Here is a 16,460-nt window from a genome sequence, read left to right as displayed (position 1 = left end):
GGGGCAGTGTGCGGCGTGGGTGGCTGCCGGCGCCCGGCAAGGTGGCGGCGGGCCGAGCCGCGGACCGGGCCGCGGACCGGGCCCGGCGCGTGGGCGCGGCCTCAGCCGGCCGTCAGGGTGCGCCGCAGGAGCGGCAGCAGGCGGTCCCAGTGGCGCTGGAGCCCGTCGGCGTGGAAGGCGTCGGTGTCGGACATGGTGAAGCCGTGCTGGGTGCCGGGGTAGGTCTCGGTGGTGTAGGCGACCCCGGTGGCGTCCAGCCCTTGGCGCAGCTCGGCCAGCTCCCCGGGGGTCAGGTCGCCCTCGGCCAGGCCCAGATGGACCTCGGCGGTGAGGGTGGACAGCAGCCGGTGCGGACTGTCGTCCTGGTCGGTGACCACCAGGCCCGGGTGGAACCCGGCGACGGCGGCGACCCGGTCGGGGTGGGCCAGCGCGGTGCGCAGCGCCAGGGCGGCGCCCATGCAGTAGCCCACCGCGCCGACCGGCCCGGGGCCGACCTCGGGCCGGGTGGTGAGGAAGTCCAGGTAGGCGTCGGCGTCGCGCAGGACGCGGTCGGCGGTGTGCGCCCGCACCAGGGGCGCGATCCGCCCGAAGACCACCGGCCGGTCCTCCTGGCTGATGTGCGCGGGGAGGTCGAAGACGGGTGCGGCCCCGTGGCGGTAGTAGACGTTGGGGACGAGCACGTAGTAGCCGTGCGCGGCCAGTTCGCGGGCCTTGTCCTCCAGTTCGGCCCGCAGGCCGAGGGCGTCCATGTAGAGCAGTACGCCCGGGTGCCGGCCGCCCTGGTCGGGGGAGGCGGCGAAGGCGTCGGCCTGGCCGTCCTCGGTGGGGATGTACACGGTCGTGGTGGGCACGGTGGTCTCCTGTCGTGGTCGATACGTCGAAAGCCCTGTGATCGACACGACGGGGGCGGGGCGCGCGCGGCGACGCCGGGCCCCCGCTCGCACAGCGGGCACGGCGCGGCCCGCTCGGCGCTCAGGAGAGCACCGGGTAGCCGATCCGTGTGTGGCGCGAAGCCGTCCCGGTAGTCATCGCCACGCAGCGTAACCCATCGGCCAAGGCGGCGTACGGCGAACGCGGGGTCCGGCGCCGGCCGCCGACACGCGGCGGGACCCGCACGCCGCCGGTTGGTCGGGGGCCGGCCTGTACGGCGTGCGTCGGGGTGGCCGGTTGGGCTGGTCGGTAGGGGTTGATCGGGCCGGCTCGTCGGGCCCGGTGGCCGCGTGGTCAGGCGGGGCGGGCCGGTTGGGCTGGCCCGCTGACGCGCTCGGCCCGAGACAGCCGGGGCGGGCCTCCTCGCGCGCCGGGGGCCACTCCGTCAGGAGCCCGCGCCACCGACGCGGTGGGCCTCCTCCCGCCCCTGGCGGCGCACCCCGCCAGGGGCCCAGTGCCACCGTCGAGGCGGGGCCTACCGCCACCTCCCGTCGGTGGTCCGCCGGATGGGCCACGGGAGGCGTCGGCGGCCATCCTGTGCGCACCGGGTCGTCGCCCGTCCGAGGCGGGCGGCGGCCACCGTCGGTGTCACGAGGGGGAACAGTGGATCGTCACGAAGAACGCGCTCTGGCACGCCGCACGTTGCTGGCCGGCAGCGCCGTGGCCGGCGCGGGGCTGGCGTGGACGGCGGCGGGCGGGGCTGGCGCCGCCGGGCGGGGGCCGGGGCTGTCGCAGAGGGTGGTGGACGGTGAGGTGGCGCTCATCGAGGGGGAGTTGATTACGCTGCGCCGGGACCTGCACCGGCATCCGGAGGCGCCGGGGTGCGAGCGGCGCACCGCCGGCGTGGTGGCCCGCGAGCTGCGGGCGGCCGGACTGACCGTCACCACCGGGGTGGGCGGCCACGGCGTGGTGGGCGTCCTGCGGGGCGCGCGGCCGGGCCGGACCGTGGCGTACCGGGCGGACATGGACGCGGTCCCGCCGCAGGACATCATCGGCGAGGCCACGGCCCCCGCCCACCTGTGCGGCCACGACCTGCACACCACCATGGGCGTCGGGATCGCCCGGGTGCTGGCCCGCCACCGGCGCCACCTGGGCGGCACCCTCGTCCTCCTCTTCCAGCCCGCCGAGGAGTCCCTGTCCGGGGCCGGCGAGGTGATCGAAACGGGCGTGCTCGACCGGCTGGGCGTCCAGGAGATCCACGCGCTGCACTGCGGGCCCTTCCCGGTCGGCCGGTTCGCCACGACGGCGGGGTTCGGGATGCCGGGGCAGGACAAGGCGGAGCTGACGCTGTCCGGCCCGGACGGCCCCGAGGCCGCCCAGCGGTTGGCGGCCGAACTCGGCGCGCTGGCCACGGTCGCCACGCCCCGGGGCGACGCCGACCTGGAGCGCGTGGTGGCCGACTCGCTGGTGCCGGACGGGCCGCTGGCCCGGTTCGTCGCCCTCCAGGCCAGGGCGCGTGCGGCGACGGTGAGCGTGTCGTACCGCTGCTGGCCACCGGAGCGGCACGCGGAGGTGCGCGAGGACATTCGCCGCGCCGCCGCCCGCTTCGAGGGGGCGCGGGTGCGGTTCCCCGGCGACCCGTTCCCGGCCCTGGTGTGCCCGGAGCCCGAGGGCCGGGCCCTGGCCCGCCACCTGCGGCGCACGCTGGGCCGGGGCGCGGTGACCCCGCTGCGTACGGCGTTCCCGCCGTTCAGCGGCGAGGACTTCGCGCTCTTCCTGAACCGGATGCCCGGCACCTTCACCTACCTGGGCGTCCGCACTCCGGGCACCCCGATCACCGCCAGCTACCCGCACTTCCCCACCTTCGTCCCCGACGAGCGGGCCATCGGCATCGGCGTACGGGCCATGGCGGGCTGGCTCGCGCGGCGGGGCGAGGGGGCGTAACCAGCGCCGGGCGGGCCGGGCCCGCCGCGCCCACCGGGCCCCGCGCGACCTCTCCCGCACGCCCCCGGGCGGGCCGGCCGGGCGAACCTCCCACGCCCGTCGCCCGGTTCGGTCGGCCGGCTCCCCTTGCCACCCCTAGCAGATAGTGGCACTATCGAAATATGGATAGCGACGCTATTCATCGACGACTGGGGGCACGACATGGGTACGGCACCGATCACGGCGCGGGTCACGGCGGCGACCGAGGGGGACGTGGTGGTGTTCCTCATCGGGATGCGGATCAACCGGTGGCGGGCGGTGCGCCACTGGCCGGCCGTCTTCGCGGCCATGCCCCGCATGCTGCGGGAGCTCGCCCGCGACCAGGACAGCGGGCTGCTGGGCTTCCGCAGCTACCTGGGCGGGCCGCGCACCTTCACGGTCGTCCAGTACTGGGAGTCGCACGAGAAGCTGCTGGCCTACGCCTCCGCGCCCGACCGGAAGCACCACCCCGCGTGGGCGGCGTTCCACCGTGGCGCGCGAGACGCCGCCGGCAGCGTGGGCATCTGGCACGAGACCTACCTCGTGCCGGCCGGCTCGTACGAGACGATCTACCACGCCATGCCGCCGATGGGACTCGGCCAGGCGTACGGCGTCGAGCCGGTGGGGCGGCGCGGCGAGCGGGCCGCGCAACGGCTGGGCCGCTGACACCGCACGCCCCCGGGGCCCCGCACGCGGCTCCCGGCCGGACCGCGTCCAGCCGGGACCACGCCCAGCGGGACCGTCTCCGGCCGGGACCGCTCCCGGCTCCCGGCCGGCCCGGGCGGGGCTCCGCCCGGGCCGGCCGGGTCACGCCCGCGTCACGGCTTGGGCAGCGTGCACTCCGGCAGGCTCAGGTTCACCTTGTTGCCGGCGGCCAGGCAGCGGGTGATCTGGTAGGTCTGCTGCCCGTAGTTGATGCCCCGGCGGACGGTGATCTTGCCGTTCTCGTCCACCTCGCACGGGTTGTTGTCCGTGCAGCGCCCGCCGGACTCGTTGCCGGTGTTGTTCACCGCGATCACGGCGCCGGTCGCGGTGTCCACCACGGGTGAGCCGGAGGTGCCGCCGATGGTCTGGCACTGCGGGGTGTAACGCACCGAGTCCTTCCAGGTCCACCGCCCCTCGCGCAGTTCGTGCACGAAGCCGTCGACGGAGCAGGTGTACTGCTTCTTCCAGTAGCCCGAGACCACGCTGATGGCGGTGCCGGCCCTGGGATGCGTGGCCGAGAGCGCCAGCGGCCGGACGCCGAACCGCTGCCTGATGTCGGCGTACGTCGCGTTCACCTGGTACAGCGACACGTCGGTGTCCGTCATCGTGGCGTACGCGATCTTCGTCGCCCGCACCGTCCCCAGGTCGCGGGCCTGCGCGTCCAGGATCGTGAAGTCCCGGCTCGACGGCCGGTCCACGACGACCTCGCCCGGGGCGGGGAACCCGCCCTCCAGGCAGTGGCCGTTGGACATGACCAGGGCGGGGTCCCGGTCGGTGGCGTTCGGCGGCTTGACCACGGAGCCGGAGCAGTTGCTGAGCGCCACGGCGCCCTCGAAGGTGACGGCCTTGGCGCGCGGCGCGAGCCGGGTGGCGCTCGCGACGGCGTCGGCGCTCGCGGCCGAGCGCGCCACGGGGGCGGCGGGGGCCGGTCGCGCGTCGGCGGTCGGCGGCGCGTCGTGGGTCTGGACCGCCGTCGCCGGACTCGCGCCCAGCAGGGCCCCGCCGCTCAGGGCCAGGGCCGCGAGCGCGCCTGTGAGGTTCCTCTTCATGTGGGGGGTTCCTCCGACCTTTCCGTGGAGTCGCCAGGGAATTGACATGGGCATTGTTAGGCTTGCCGGTTCGCCACGGCAACGCTCCGGACGGCGTACACGCGCCACGGGCGGCAATCCGCCACCACCCCCACCCTCTTGACCGGGACATGACGCGCCTCAACGATGGGGCCCAACGCCCGCGCACGCCACGGGCACCACCCCCACCCGTCGCACTGGACATCAGGAGCCCACCTTGCGACTGCGTACCCGCGGCCGGCGGACCTCCGCCATCGCCGCCCTCATCGCCCTGGCCCTGGCGGCCCCGATCGCCGCCCAGGCCCAGGAGCCGGACACCCCGCGCGACCCGGCGACCACCCGGGCCGCCGACGCCATCCCCCGGCAGTACGAGGTGCGCGGCGCCGACACGGCCGCCCAGCGCACCCTGCTCGCGGGCACCGGCGCCGCCGTGGACGAGGCCCGCCCGCATTCCACGGTCATCACCGCCCACCCGGACCAGCTCCAGCGGGTACGCCAACTCGGTTACGACGTACGCGAGTTGGCGGGCCCACCGAAGCGCGGCGGCCCGGCGGCCCGGGCCGACACCCGGGACTTCCCGTCCCAGGACGCGGGCTACCACAACTACAAGGAGGCGCGCGCCGAGATCGACGCCGCCGTCGCCCGGCACTCGGGCATCATGTCCCAGCGGGTCATCGGCACCTCCCCCGAGGGCCGCCAGGTCATCGCCGTGAAGATCAGCGACAACGTCGGTACCGACGAGGCCGAGCCGGAGGTGCTGTTCACCGCGCACCAGCACGCGCGCGAACACCTCACCGTCGAGATGGCGCTCTACCTGGTCCGCGAGTTCGGCGACAAGTACGGCAAGGACGACCGGATCACCAAGGCCGTGGACGGCCGCGAGATCTGGATCGTGCCGGACGTGAACCCGGACGGCGGCGAGTACGACATCACCGGCGGCCAGTACCGGATGTGGCGCAAGAACCGCCAGCCCAACAAGGGCACGACCGCCGTCGGCACCGACCTGAACCGCAACTGGGCCTACAAGTGGGCCTGCTGCAACGGCTCCAGCCCCCGCCCGGCCGACGAGGACTACCGGGGCACGGCCGCCGAGTCCGCCCCCGAGGTGAAGATCGTCGCCGACTTCGTCCGTAGCCGGGCCGTCGGCGGAAAGCAGCAGATCAAGGCCGCCATCGACTTCCACACCTACGGTGAACTGGTGCTCTGGCCCTACGGCTACACCAGCGCCGACACCGCCCAGGGCATGACCCGCGACGACCACGACGTGTTCGAGAAGGTCGGCCGGGAGATGGCCGCCACCAACAACTACACCCCCGAGCAGGCCAGCGACCTCTACGTCACCGACGGCTCGGCGGACGACTGGATGTGGGGCGCCCACAAGATCTTCACGTACACCTTCGAGATGTACGGCGGCAGCGGCGGCTTCTACCCGCCCGACGAGGTCATAGGCCGCGAGACCGCCCGCAACCGCGAGGCGGTCCTGAAGCTGACGGAGACGGCGGACTGCATGTACCGCGCGATCGGCAAGGAACAGCAGTACTGCGCCAACGGGTAGTCGCCTCGCGGCGGGCACACCCGATCGGGGTGGGCCCGCCGGGCCATCTCGCGGGCCGGCCGGGCGGGCCCCCTGGACGGGCCGGCCCGCTCCGGCGACACGGCGGGCCTCCCCGCGAGGCCGCGGGCCCGCCCACGGCGGTTCGGTGGCGGAGTGGACCGCCGGGCCGGGCCACACCCCGGCCGCCGGGCGGCTCCCCAACAGGGGCCGCCCGATACGACGTTGAGGCGGGAATGGCGGGCCGGACACGAAGGTAGCCGCCGGGCCGGGCCACGCCCCGGCCATCGGGCGACTCCCCAACGGGGGCCGCCCGAGGCGGTGTTGAGGCGGGGGTGGCAGGCCGGACACGAAGGTGACCACCGGGCCGGGCCACGCCCCGACCATCGGCCGGCTCCCCAACGGGGGCTGTCCGAGGCGGTGTTGAGGCGGGGATGGCATACCGGAGGCGGCGGGCCGGACACGAAGGTGACCACCGGGCCGGGCCACGCTCCGACCATCGGGCGGCTCCCCAACGGGGGCCGTCCGACGCGGTGTTGACGCGGAATAGGCGCCGCGTACTCCGTGGTCGGCGCGCCACGGGGGCGCACGCCCAGCCACCCGCGCGCCCGGCGGCGACCCGTCGCGGGGCCGTCCACCGTCGTCGGCCCGCCTGTCAGTGCCCCCTTGTAGCCTCCGGGCATGACGACCGAACTCGCTCACGATCCGCGCCCGACCTTCGCCAGGGCCCTTGACCAGGCCGGGCGGCAGATCGCCGAGGTCCGCCCCGACGAGTTGGCCGGCCGCACCCCCTGCACCGACTACGACGTACGTGCCCTGCTCGGACACCTGCTCTCCGTGCTGCGCAAGCTCTCCCTCGTCGGCGCCGGCGAGGACGTGCGCGACTACCCCGACGTCGTCGACGACGTGGCCGACGACGGCTGGGCCAGCGCGTTCGCCCAGGCCCGCGCCGAGGCCGAGCGGGTGTGGGCCGACGACGAGAAGCTTGACCGGCTGTTCGAACTCCCGTGGGCCACGCTGCCCGGCCGCGTCACCCTGGACGCCTACACCCACGAGTTCACGGCCCACTCCTGGGACCTCGCCCACGCCACCCGGCGCCTCGCCGATCTCGATCCCGACCTCGCCGAACGGGCCCTCGCGGCGTACCCCACGTTCGCGCCGCCCGAGGCACGCGGCGAGGAGAGCATGTTCAGCCCGGCCCTGCCCGCCCCCGAGGACGCCGACGCCTACACCCGGCTCGCCGCCTACCTGGGACGCCACACATGAGGCCAGCCGGGAGCGGCGGGCAGGCATCAGGTGGTGGGGGTCGGCACGGGGGGGCCGGCCACTCCCCGGCCCTGAGGTCCTCCCGCCTCGGGGTGGACGGCATCACCACGGTCGAGGTGGACCCGGGGTGTCGGCCCGCGCGGACGCCGCGCCGCGAGCGGCCGGCTCTCGACACGGGCCGTCACCGTGGGCGGCCCTCTCGGCCACCCCGCCGCGCACCGTACGGCCGCGTCACCGCCCTCCGCACGGACCCGCGCTCGGGCGGGCCGCCCGGACCCGCGCCGAGGGTGACGTGGCCCCGGCGGCGAGGCGCCCCGTACGGCTGCCGGTGACCGCGTGCCCGGGCGGGGTCCGACTCAGTCGGCGGCACGGGCGGGACGGGCCGTCCACACCTGGGTCATCAGGACGGCACCCGCGCCGAACAGCGCCACCCCGAGGGGCACATGGAGGGCGACATCACCGTTGCCACCGGCCACGAACTGGACACTGGTCAGCACGAGGAGCACGAGGGTGACGACCAGGTACCGCACGGTCCGGCGGTCCGCCCGCCAGACCAGGACGGCGGCGAGCGTCTGGAGTACCAGCGCGGCGGTGACGAGGGGGCCCGTGGCGTGGTGCAGGCTCTTGCCGTCCGCGCTGGACATGAGTTGACCCGCGGTGATGCCCTGCACCAGCAGACTGGTGGCCAGGAACGCCGTGGTCGCCTTCATCAGGCCGAAGAACCGGGGGGCCCGGCCCGGCCCCGGGCGGGCCGGGGCGGGCGGCGTGGTCGGTGATGACATGGACTGCTCCGTGAGAACTCGTGCGTACGGGGTGGGCGAGGCGGTGGCGGTCCCGCGGGGCCTTCGGCCGCCGAGCCACGGGTGCCCGGCGGCCGGGGCCCGCGACGCGGCTACCCGGGCTGGGCGTCGAGCCACTCCCGGAAGGTGGGGCCCGCCAGTCGGGCGTGCGGGCCGGGCAGGAAGGCGCCGGCCGCCGCGAGCTCCGCGTCGGGCAGGCCGGCACCGTCCACCTCGACGACCTTGACGCCGCGCCGCGCGCCGAGGAGCCCGACCGCCTCGGACATCAGCTCCCTGCGCGGCCCGGCGATCTCGGGAATCGGCGTTCCGGGCTCGGCCTGGGCGGGCACGTCCGGGTCGATGGCCAGGTCGACCAGCGTCTCGGCCACGGTGCGACAGGCCACGAGCTGGGTGGGCAGGGCCGGGGCGTAGGCGACGTCGCCCTGCCGCCAGTCCAGGAGCTGGCCGACGAACTCGTGGAACTGCGCGGCCCGTAGGAGGCGCGCGGGCAGCGGGCCGGACAGGTGGGCCTCCTCGTGCGCCTGCTGGGCGACGACGAACCCGGCGGTGGCCCGGTCGGCGCCGATGATGGACACGGCGGCGATCCGGGCGACCCCCGCCCGCCGGCCGACCTCGTGCAGGTTGCGGGTTGCGGTGCGGAAGAAGTCCGTGGCCGCCGCCTGGTCCGAGGCGTGCCAGGACGCGACGTCGAGGACGACGTCGACTCCGTCGAGCGCCTCCGCCAGTCCCTGACCGGTGATGATGTCCACACCGGTGGACCGGGACATGGGCACGGCCCGGTGTCCCCGTTCCGTGAGGACCTCGACGACGTGGCGTCCCAGTCGCCCGGTCGCTCCCGCGACGGCGAAGGTGTGGGTGGGTGTGTTCATGTGCTGGGCCTCTCTTCTGGCGGGGTGGCACGTACGGGTCGGCGTGAGGGGTACGGGGGCGGGCCGCTCCCGTGGACCGGGGGCGGCGCCAGCCGTCGGGCCGCGCCCCACCGGATCGCGGGCCGGCCGGCGCGGGCGGCGTCCGCCACCCCCGGACTCGACGTCCCGACGCACACGAGACGTCGCCGCCGAGCCGTCCGTAACGGTCGCGATCATGTGACGTAGGCCACCGGGAAGGCGTGTTACGCGAGCGGGCTGGCCGGCGTCTCGTGCGAGGAAGCGGGCTGAGTACGCACAGACAGGAGCCCCCTATGGAAGAGCGCGACGAACGGACCGCGAGCCCGGGCGCGTCACCGGACCACGCCGACCGGACACGGTCGGTGGACACCGCCACCGAGGTGTTCGTCGCCCACCGCAACCTGCTGTTCACCGTCGCCTACGAGATGCTCGGTTCGGCCGCCGACGCCGAGGACGTCCTCCAGGAGACCTGGCTGCGCTGGGTGGGTGTGGACCCGGCCACCGTGCGCGAGCGGCGCGCGTACCTGGTGCGGATCGTCACCCGGCAGTCGCTGGACCGGATGCGCGCGCTCGGCCGGCGCAAGGAGTCCTACGTCGGCCCGTGGCTGCCCGAACCGCTGCTCACCACGCCGGACGTCGCCGACGACGTGGAACTGGCCGACAGCGTCTCGATGGCGATGCTGCTCGTGTTGGAGACGCTCGCGCCGGTCGAGCGGGCGGTGTTCGTGTTGCGCGAGGTGTTCGACCTCGGATACGAGGAGATCGCCGAGGCCGTCGGCCGGAGCCCGGCGGCGGTGCGCCAACTCGCCTACCGGGCCCGGGCGCACGTCGCCGCGCGACGCCCGCGCGGCGCCGTGTCCCCGGCCCAGACCCGGGCCGCCCTCGGGGCCTTCCAACGCGCCGTGGAGACCGGTGAGCTGCAGGACCTGATCGACGTGCTCGCCCCGGGCGTGGTCGCCCTCAGCGACGGGGGCGGGGTCCGGCACGCCCTGCCACGCCCCATCGTGGGCGCCGACAAGGTGGCCCGCCTGTTGGCCGGCGGCTGGTGGCGCCGCGACGCGACACGGTCGGTCGAGCTGGTCCAGATCAACGGCGGCCCCGGCCTCCTGGTCCGGGTCGACGGGCGGATCGACGGCGTGGTGGCGGTCCGCGTCGAGGACGGCTACGTCACCGGGGCCTACCACGTCCGCAACCCCGAGAAGCTGTCGCGGGTGGCGCGGGAGACCACGGTCAGTCGCTGAGCCCCCGGCGCGGGGCGGCCCGGCGTCGTCCGCCACCAGGAGCCGGGGCGGCACCCCACGGCGGCGGGCCGGCGCCCGCCCGCGAGCGCCGCCCCGCCCGCGACACCACCCCCACCGGCGCGCCTCAGCCGCCCCGGCCCGGCCGCGTGCCACCATCCCCGCCGACCGGGCCACTCGGCTCGCCCCGGCCGACCATCAGCGCCGGAGCGACACCCACGGCGGCGCCGAGTCCCACCGCCAGGGCCGCGTCCGTGCCACACGCCTCCTCGGCGGTGACCCAGCGGCGGCGGTGCTGGCAGCCGCGCTCATGGGCGCACGGGCACGGTGGCACCTCGACGGCGTCGGCGTCCGTGCACCAGCCCCCGTCCACCAGCAGAACGGTCTCGGCGGGCAGGCCGGGCGCGGCCGGGCGTTCGTCCAAGGCCAGGACGCGGCGCACGTTCGGCAACACGATGCCCAGCGCGTCCGCGACGCGCGCCGCGGCCGCCGACACCGGCTCCCCCGGCCGTACGACCACGCCGGGCGGCTCCCACCGGGTCGCGTCGTCCGAGAGCTGCACCTGGAGGACGTACGGCAGGCCGGCCGTGGTCACGTCGCCCGGGTCGCTCTCGACGCGCGGCTTCCACAGCAGCAGCACCACGCGCAGCCGGTGCGCCGCGCTCACGCCGGGCCCCCGTGGTCGTCCCACAGGCGCCGCAGGCCGAGGCCGCACGCGTCGGGTGTCTGGCCGTTGGTGGTCATCACGCCCGAGTGCGCCTCCCCGTCCGACCAGAAGTAGCCGCCGGGCCCGGCGAGGGCGTCCAGCGCGACCTGGACGTGGCGGCTGTTGGCCCGCAGGTCGCCGCGTTCCATCGCCTCCCGGTCGAACAGGGAGTTCTCGTAGGCGTGTTGGAAGTCCCAGTCCAGCGCGGGCCGCCACACGCAGGCCGGATCGGACAGGTCCACGTCGGCGAGGAAGAACCGCAGCACGGCACCGGAGGCGGTCCGCACCTCGTGGTGGCCGGTCAGCACGTACCGCAGGTACGCGCCGCTCACCGGTCCGCCTCCACGCGGTGGCGCGGGCACCGGCACGGACCCCAGTCGGCGGACAGGAGTTGGGCCAGCAACCCACGGTCGGCGAAGGCGTCCGGTTCGACACGGACGGTGGTGACGGGCGTGAGCGGGGTCGGCTCGCCGCCTGGGCGCAGGCGGTAGACCCGGAGGGTCATCGTGTGGGGCATGGTGTCGGGTCCTTGACGTATCGGTCGACTGCTGCGCTCAGACAACTGCGGCATGCCTCGGTGCGGACCGGACTCTTTGAGGGCAGTAACCAACCAGTACCCGGACAGTTTTACTCACCAGTGGGGTGCGACGGAGCTGCCGTCGGCGTACACCGAGCACATGGGGGCGTCTGTTGGCCAGGACACGGAACCGGACGTTGGAAGCGCTACTGCGCGAGTACGGCTACACTCGCGATTCACTCGCGGCCGAGGTGAACCGGGTCGCTGAGCAGGTACTAGGCAAGCCGTCCGCCTGCACTGACAGACACGTGCGACGATGGCTAAGTGGCCAAGTGCGCTGGCCGTGGACGCGCTACCTTCTCCCTCTCCAAGAGATTTTCGGCCGCCCTCCAGAGGCCCTCGGCTTCGTCCCACGCAGCGCGTCCTCGGCCGCGCCCGCGCCGCCACAGCAACGCCTCTCTAAAGGCAGGGAGAACGGCCCCGAAGGCCAGCGTTCGTTCCTGGCCGACTCCGTCGTCGCTGTCTTGGGCCTGGACCAGCTTCCCGAGCACGGTCGGATCGGCGCAAGCGACATCGCTCGTATCGATAGCGCCCTCGCCCGGCTTGACAGCCACTTCAACGGCCTTGGGGGTGGTGCTGTCAGCGAGGCGGCAAGCGAACTCCTTATCCGGCTCCGTCGTACCGCCGCAGACTGCACCTACAGCTCCCGGATCGAAGCCGAGCTATACCGAACGATGAGCGCCGCCGCAGCCTGTGGCGGCTGGTCCTCGCACGACTGCGGCCGTCCCGAACGGGCCGCCCGCCTGCGTCACGATGCGCTCCAGGCCGCGCTGCTCTCGCGCGACCCCGCCGCAGTGACTCGGGCCTGGTCCGATCTCGCTGTCCAGGCCGAGCAGGAGCAACGCCCACGCGAGGCCGCCCGGATTGTCCAAACCGCGTTGGACGAGCGCCACCTGCGCCACGCACCCCAGCTCGCCGCGCTGCTGCACGCGCGACTCGCCGACTACCTCGCCGCTGATGACCCACGCGGCATGGGCCGTCACTTAGCTGCCGCCGACCGTGCCTACGATCGCGTCTCCGCTGCTGACGCAGCAAGCTGGCTGGCCTTCCTCACCCCCGCCGAGCTGCGCGGTCTAGGCGCTCTCGCGCACCAGAGCGCAGGCCAGTACGGACGCGCCGAGGCACTCACCGCCGAGGCAAGAGGCCTGCTGGGCAGCGGGTTTCCACGCAATCACGCGTACTACACGGTGCTACTGGGCGAGCTGCAACTCGCCCAGGGCAAACGAGATGCCGCCAAGGCCACCGCAGCGACGCTGCACTCCGCGCCCATCGACAGTGTCCGTATCACTAGTCGGCTCCACCAGCTGACCGCCGCGCTCGGCCAACCGCCAGGAGACATGCGATGAACGCCGCGCCGGCGATCCAGCACCACACCGCCGACCGCGCCGCGACCATCCGTGAGGAACTGCTCGACCTGCACGACGCGGTGTACGAGGGCAGCGGCGACCCTCTCGCCGCCCGGGACGCGTTCGCACCCTTCCTCGACCACTGGCTCGCCGCGCGCGACTTCGTCTGCACCGTGGCCCGCACTCCGAACGGCACGTTGGTCGGCTACGCCTACGGCGCTCCCCTCACGGCCCATACGAGTTGGTGGGACGGGGTCACCCCGCCCCTGGACACAGCGGCGACCGCCGAGAACGGCACACGCACCTTCGCGCTGTCCGAGCTGCTGGTCGGCAGGCGATGGCGCGGCACCGGCACCGCACGGCGCCTGCACGACGCGCTACTTCACGGCCGACCCGAGAGCCGGGTCACCCTGCTGACCCCCGCCGACCACGCGAAGGTCGTCGACCTGTACGAGAGTTGGGGATACCAGCGCGTGGGCGCGTGCGTCCCGTTCCCGGGAGCGCCCCGGCTGGCCGCCATGCTGCGGGAGCTGTCCGGCCCTACGCCCGCGCCCGCGTAGCGACGGGCGCGCCCGCGCCGCCGGGCGACTCGGCATCACGGTCTACGCTGGGATCTACGGCCACCGCGTGATCCTCGGTCGTCACCCACCGGCGATCGATGGTGGCCGCCCCCGTTTCCACAGCGCTCTCACCGCAGGCCGGGCCAGGAGGACACATGCGACACGGCGAAGTCTGGTGGGTCGAGTTCGACGAGCGACGGCCGGTCGTGCTGCTGTCGGGGGACGAGACGTCCGGGCTCCGGGCGATGCAGGTCGTCGCTCCGGCGGGCGTCGACATCAGCGGTCTGGCCATCGAGGTGACCGTGGGCGCCACGGAGGGACTGCCCTTCGACGGCGTGCTGCGGTTCGCGTTCCCGCGTCCGGGCCTCACCCCGTGCACGTGGCTGACCACCCTGTCCCGGGACGACCTGATCGAGCGGGCGGGCGTGCTGTCCGCCGCGAAGCTCAGCGAGATCGAGGACGCCCTCCGTGTCGCCGAACAGCCACGGGAGTGGACCGAGACGACAGCCGCGAAGCTCAGCGAGATGAGGGATGCCCTCCGCCTCGGTGGACCGGAGTAGCCGGACCCGGGGCGAACGCCACCGCCGGTGTGGGCGATCCCGTTACGATCACCACCGCCGGCCCTGTCCCCGGCGCCCCCACCAGCGGGGTCACGGTCTGCGGACGCGGCCACCACTGCCGTGTCGGAGCCGGTTGCGGAGGTGGCCGGCCGTTCCGGGGTGATGCGCCGGCCGACCCGGGGTGATGCGCCGGCCGTCCCGGGGCGATGTGCCGGACGTTTCGTCACCGCAGCCGGGTGCGTGGGGCGCGGCGCGGCTGCGGGGTGCCGGCGACAACCTGGCCGGCATCGCCCCCTTCCGTCGGCGGAGCGCACTACTGTGCCGGGGTACGCGGCCGACGGAGTGTGGGGAAGCGCGATGGACGAGGAGTCGCTGTCGGACTGGGCGGAGCGCCGGGACGCGAGGGTCGGGCGCCTTCGGGCGGTCCCGTTGGTGTCCGGTGGCAAGCCGAAGGGCTCGCACCTCAACCCGGACGCGCCCCGCGTCATCCAGCGGTGGAACGGCCACACATGGGAGCCCCACCTGATGGCGGCGAACCTCGCCGAGGCCCGGCAGCTCCTCTACCCGCCGGACTCGTCCCCGCCGGCGGCGCCCCCTCCGCCTCCGCTCGGCACGGGTCGGGGCAGGCACCGTAAGCCCGACCCCGACGGGTGAGGCCCCCGCCGCTCGGGCGAGCCGCCCCCGCACACCGGCGCCCCGCCGCGCGGCCGGGCGCGGGCTCATGCCGCCCTCGCTGGAGGTGAGTTGCCCGGCGGCGCGTAGCCAGGGGTTCGACTGCCGCGCGCGGGTTCCGGGGCCGGGCCCCGCACGCTGCCCGGGGGGTAACCCGACCATCGATCCGGATGATCACCCCAGCGCGCGGGCGCGTACCCGGCGGGCACAGTGGAGGCACGAGGCAGCGGGGCAGGAGACCGTGCGGCACCACACACCGCGGCCATGGCTTTCACACTGAGGACGTAGACGTGACGAAGCACAAGCGCGCGCTGGTCGGGGCACTCACACTCGCCGTGGCGATCGGGGTGGCGGGGGCCGCGCTGCCGGCCAGCGCCGCCACGACCAGCACGGCGCGCGCCACGGAGCGCGCGGCGGCCGACCACACCGGGGTGCGGGAGTACCTCCAGCGCTTGACCAGCGTCGACGGCGTACCCGGCGCACTGGCCGAGGTGCGGGACCGGCGCGGCAGCACGGTGTTGACCAGCGGCGTCGCGAACGTGACCAGCCGGGCCCCGGTGCATCGCGACAGCAGGTTCCGGATCGGCAGCATGACCAAGATGTTCACGGCGACCACCGTGCTGCAACTGGTGGAAGAGCGCCGCGTCGCACTGGACGCCCCGGTGGAGCGCTACCTGCCCGGCGTCGTCCGGGGGAACGGCAACGACGGGCGGAAGATCACCGTCCGCCAGCTGCTCCAGCACACCAGCCGGCTGCCCGACTTCCTCGACTACCTCAAGCCGCAGGACATCGTGGCCAACCCGCTGGTCCGCCACGACCCCCGCGACCTGGTGGCCCTCGCGCTCCAGCACCCCCCGGTGGTCAAGCCGGACACCGACTGGGACTACTCCAACACGAACTACCTGCTCGCCGGCATGATCATCGAGAGGGTGACCGGCCACACGTACGCCGACGAGGTCCGCGAGCGCATCATCAAACCCCTGCACCTGCACGAGACCTCCGTACCGAGCAGGACCACGATCCCGGGCCCGCACCCGCGCGGGTACGCGCAACCCGGCAAGGACGCGCCGCTGTTGGACATCACGGAGATCGACCCCTCCATCGGCGGCGCGGCCGGCGGAATGATCTCCAGCGGCACCGACCTCAACACGTTCCTGAAGGCCCTCCTGGGCGGCAAGCTGCTGGAACCGGCCGAACTCCGGGAGATGAAGCGCACCCAGCCCACCGGCGGCAGCGACGACCGCGCGTACGGCCTCGGCCTGGAGAGCAGGTCCCTACCGGGCGGCGGCGGCCTCTACTGGGGACACTCCGGTGACTTCCTGGGCTTCGAGACGATGGCCGGCGCCACGGTCGACGGCCGACAGGCGACGGTCATGGCGAACCTCGGCCCGGGGAGCTCGGACGCCCAGAGCGACGACATCAAGGCGGCCATCGAGACAGCACTGACCGGGGCCCGCCCCTCGACCCGCCCGTAGGCACGGCTCGCGTCCGCGAGCCCCCGCCACCACCGAACGCGCCGGGGCGCGACCCCGAACGAGGGTCGCGCCCCGATCACCGCGCCGCCACCACCCAAGCCAGGCCCCACGACACGCCCACCCCACACGGGCGCGTCCCCACCCCGCCCCGGCCCCACCCCCACCCGGCCACGGCGGGCCCGGCCGCGCGGCCCCCTGGTCTCACCCGGGGGCAGGG

Annotated in this window: 17 protein-coding genes; 10 read left to right on the top strand and 7 right to left on the bottom strand. The window is 74.6% G+C overall.

Going from position 1 to position 16,460, the window contains the following annotated elements; genetic code table 11:
- Window positions 1-101 precede the first annotated feature (101 nt).
- Window positions 102-851, bottom strand: coding sequence for a dienelactone hydrolase family protein (locus ACFVFR_RS19585; RefSeq protein ID WP_383703256.1), 750 nt, complete (start codon window positions 849-851; stop codon window positions 102-104).
- 682 nt (window positions 852-1,533) lie between these two features.
- Here ACFVFR_RS19585 and ACFVFR_RS19580 point away from each other — a divergent pair.
- Both ACFVFR_RS19580 and ACFVFR_RS19575 read left to right on the top strand, forming a co-directional pair.
- Complete coding sequence (locus tag ACFVFR_RS19580) at window positions 1,534-2,814, top strand: M20 family metallopeptidase (RefSeq protein WP_383703255.1); 1,281 nt, start codon at window positions 1,534-1,536, stop codon at window positions 2,812-2,814.
- A 201-nt stretch (window positions 2,815-3,015) separates the two neighbouring features.
- Window positions 3,016-3,498 (top strand): DUF4188 domain-containing protein, encoded by a 483-nt coding sequence (locus tag ACFVFR_RS19575; RefSeq protein WP_383703253.1) that lies wholly within the window; start codon window positions 3,016-3,018, stop codon window positions 3,496-3,498.
- A gap of 152 nt (window positions 3,499-3,650) precedes the next feature.
- Here the strand turns inward: ACFVFR_RS19575 and ACFVFR_RS19570 are convergent, their stop codons facing one another.
- Window positions 3,651-4,586 carry a serine protease gene (locus tag ACFVFR_RS19570; protein ID WP_383703251.1) on the bottom strand — a complete coding sequence of 312 codons (936 nt, stop codon included), beginning with the start codon at window positions 4,584-4,586 and terminating at the stop codon, window positions 3,651-3,653.
- 235 nt (window positions 4,587-4,821) lie between these two features.
- On the opposite strand from ACFVFR_RS19570, the gene ACFVFR_RS19565 reads away from it, so the two are divergent.
- Both ACFVFR_RS19565 and ACFVFR_RS19560 read left to right on the top strand, forming a co-directional pair.
- Window positions 4,822-6,159, top strand: coding sequence for a M14 family metallopeptidase (locus ACFVFR_RS19565; RefSeq protein WP_383703249.1), 1,338 nt, complete (start codon window positions 4,822-4,824; stop codon window positions 6,157-6,159).
- Between the two features lie 678 nt (window positions 6,160-6,837).
- A complete protein-coding gene (locus tag ACFVFR_RS19560) occupies window positions 6,838-7,422 on the top strand; it encodes a TIGR03086 family metal-binding protein (protein WP_383703247.1) in 585 nt (194 codons plus the stop codon).
- Window positions 7,423-7,778: 356 nt separating this feature from the next.
- Here ACFVFR_RS19560 and ACFVFR_RS19555 read toward each other — a convergent pair whose 3' ends face one another.
- Window positions 7,779-8,204: a hypothetical protein gene (locus ACFVFR_RS19555; protein ID WP_383703245.1), complete on the bottom strand. Its 426-nt coding sequence runs from the start codon at window positions 8,202-8,204 to the stop codon at window positions 7,779-7,781.
- A gap of 110 nt (window positions 8,205-8,314) precedes the next feature.
- Complete coding sequence (locus ACFVFR_RS19550) at window positions 8,315-9,091, bottom strand: SDR family oxidoreductase (RefSeq protein WP_383703243.1); 777 nt, start codon at window positions 9,089-9,091, stop codon at window positions 8,315-8,317.
- 311 nt (window positions 9,092-9,402) lie between these two features.
- Here ACFVFR_RS19550 and ACFVFR_RS19545 point away from each other — a divergent pair, with 311 nt between their 5' ends.
- Window positions 9,403-10,350, top strand: coding sequence for an RNA polymerase sigma-70 factor (locus ACFVFR_RS19545; RefSeq protein ID WP_383703241.1), 948 nt, complete (start codon window positions 9,403-9,405; stop codon window positions 10,348-10,350).
- Between the two features lie 124 nt (window positions 10,351-10,474).
- Here ACFVFR_RS19545 and ACFVFR_RS19540 read toward each other — a convergent pair whose 3' ends face one another.
- Genes ACFVFR_RS19540 through ACFVFR_RS19530 form a run of 3 tightly spaced genes read right to left on the bottom strand, consistent with a single transcriptional unit; the run spans window position 10,475 to window position 11,570 of the window.
- The gene (locus ACFVFR_RS19540) at window positions 10,475-11,014 is read right to left on the bottom strand and encodes a hypothetical protein (protein ID WP_383703239.1); all 540 of its coding nucleotides are present in this window, start codon (window positions 11,012-11,014) and stop codon (window positions 10,475-10,477) included.
- Window positions 11,011-11,385: a hypothetical protein gene (locus ACFVFR_RS19535; protein WP_383703236.1), complete on the bottom strand. Its 375-nt coding sequence runs from the start codon at window positions 11,383-11,385 to the stop codon at window positions 11,011-11,013. Before ACFVFR_RS19535 ends, ACFVFR_RS19540 begins: the two co-directional genes overlap by 4 nt.
- Window positions 11,382-11,570: a hypothetical protein gene (locus ACFVFR_RS19530; protein WP_383703234.1), complete on the bottom strand. Its 189-nt coding sequence runs from the start codon at window positions 11,568-11,570 to the stop codon at window positions 11,382-11,384. The genes ACFVFR_RS19535 and ACFVFR_RS19530 overlap by 4 nt, the downstream gene beginning before the upstream one ends.
- Before the next feature lie 197 nt (window positions 11,571-11,767).
- Here ACFVFR_RS19530 and ACFVFR_RS19525 point away from each other — a divergent pair, with 197 nt between their 5' ends.
- From ACFVFR_RS19525 to ACFVFR_RS19505, 5 genes are all read left to right on the top strand, one after another.
- The gene (locus tag ACFVFR_RS19525; RefSeq protein ID WP_383703231.1) at window positions 11,768-12,976 is read left to right on the top strand and encodes a hypothetical protein; all 1,209 of its coding nucleotides are present in this window, start codon (window positions 11,768-11,770) and stop codon (window positions 12,974-12,976) included.
- Window positions 12,973-13,536, top strand: coding sequence for a GNAT family N-acetyltransferase (locus ACFVFR_RS19520; RefSeq protein ID WP_383703228.1), 564 nt, complete (start codon window positions 12,973-12,975; stop codon window positions 13,534-13,536). The genes ACFVFR_RS19525 and ACFVFR_RS19520 overlap by 4 nt, the downstream gene beginning before the upstream one ends.
- A 155-nt stretch (window positions 13,537-13,691) precedes the next feature.
- A complete protein-coding gene (locus tag ACFVFR_RS19515) occupies window positions 13,692-14,096 on the top strand; it encodes a type II toxin-antitoxin system PemK/MazF family toxin (RefSeq protein WP_383703225.1) in 405 nt (134 codons plus the stop codon).
- 357 nt (window positions 14,097-14,453) lie between these two features.
- Window positions 14,454-14,750 carry a DUF6087 family protein gene (locus tag ACFVFR_RS19510; RefSeq protein WP_383703222.1) on the top strand — a complete coding sequence of 99 codons (297 nt, stop codon included), beginning with the start codon at window positions 14,454-14,456 and terminating at the stop codon, window positions 14,748-14,750.
- A 308-nt stretch (window positions 14,751-15,058) separates the two neighbouring features.
- On the top strand, window positions 15,059-16,243 hold the full coding sequence (locus ACFVFR_RS19505) for a serine hydrolase domain-containing protein (RefSeq protein ID WP_383703219.1): 1,185 nt from the start codon (window positions 15,059-15,061) through the stop codon (window positions 16,241-16,243).
- Window positions 16,244-16,460: the final 217 nt, after the last annotated feature.

Source organism: Streptomyces sp. NPDC057702 (assembly GCF_042799315.1).
Classification (GTDB): Bacteria; Actinomycetota; Actinomycetes; order Streptomycetales; family Streptomycetaceae; genus Streptomyces.
Note: the sequence above shows the minus strand (reverse complement) of the source record. Positions and strands in the feature narration are given on the sequence as shown.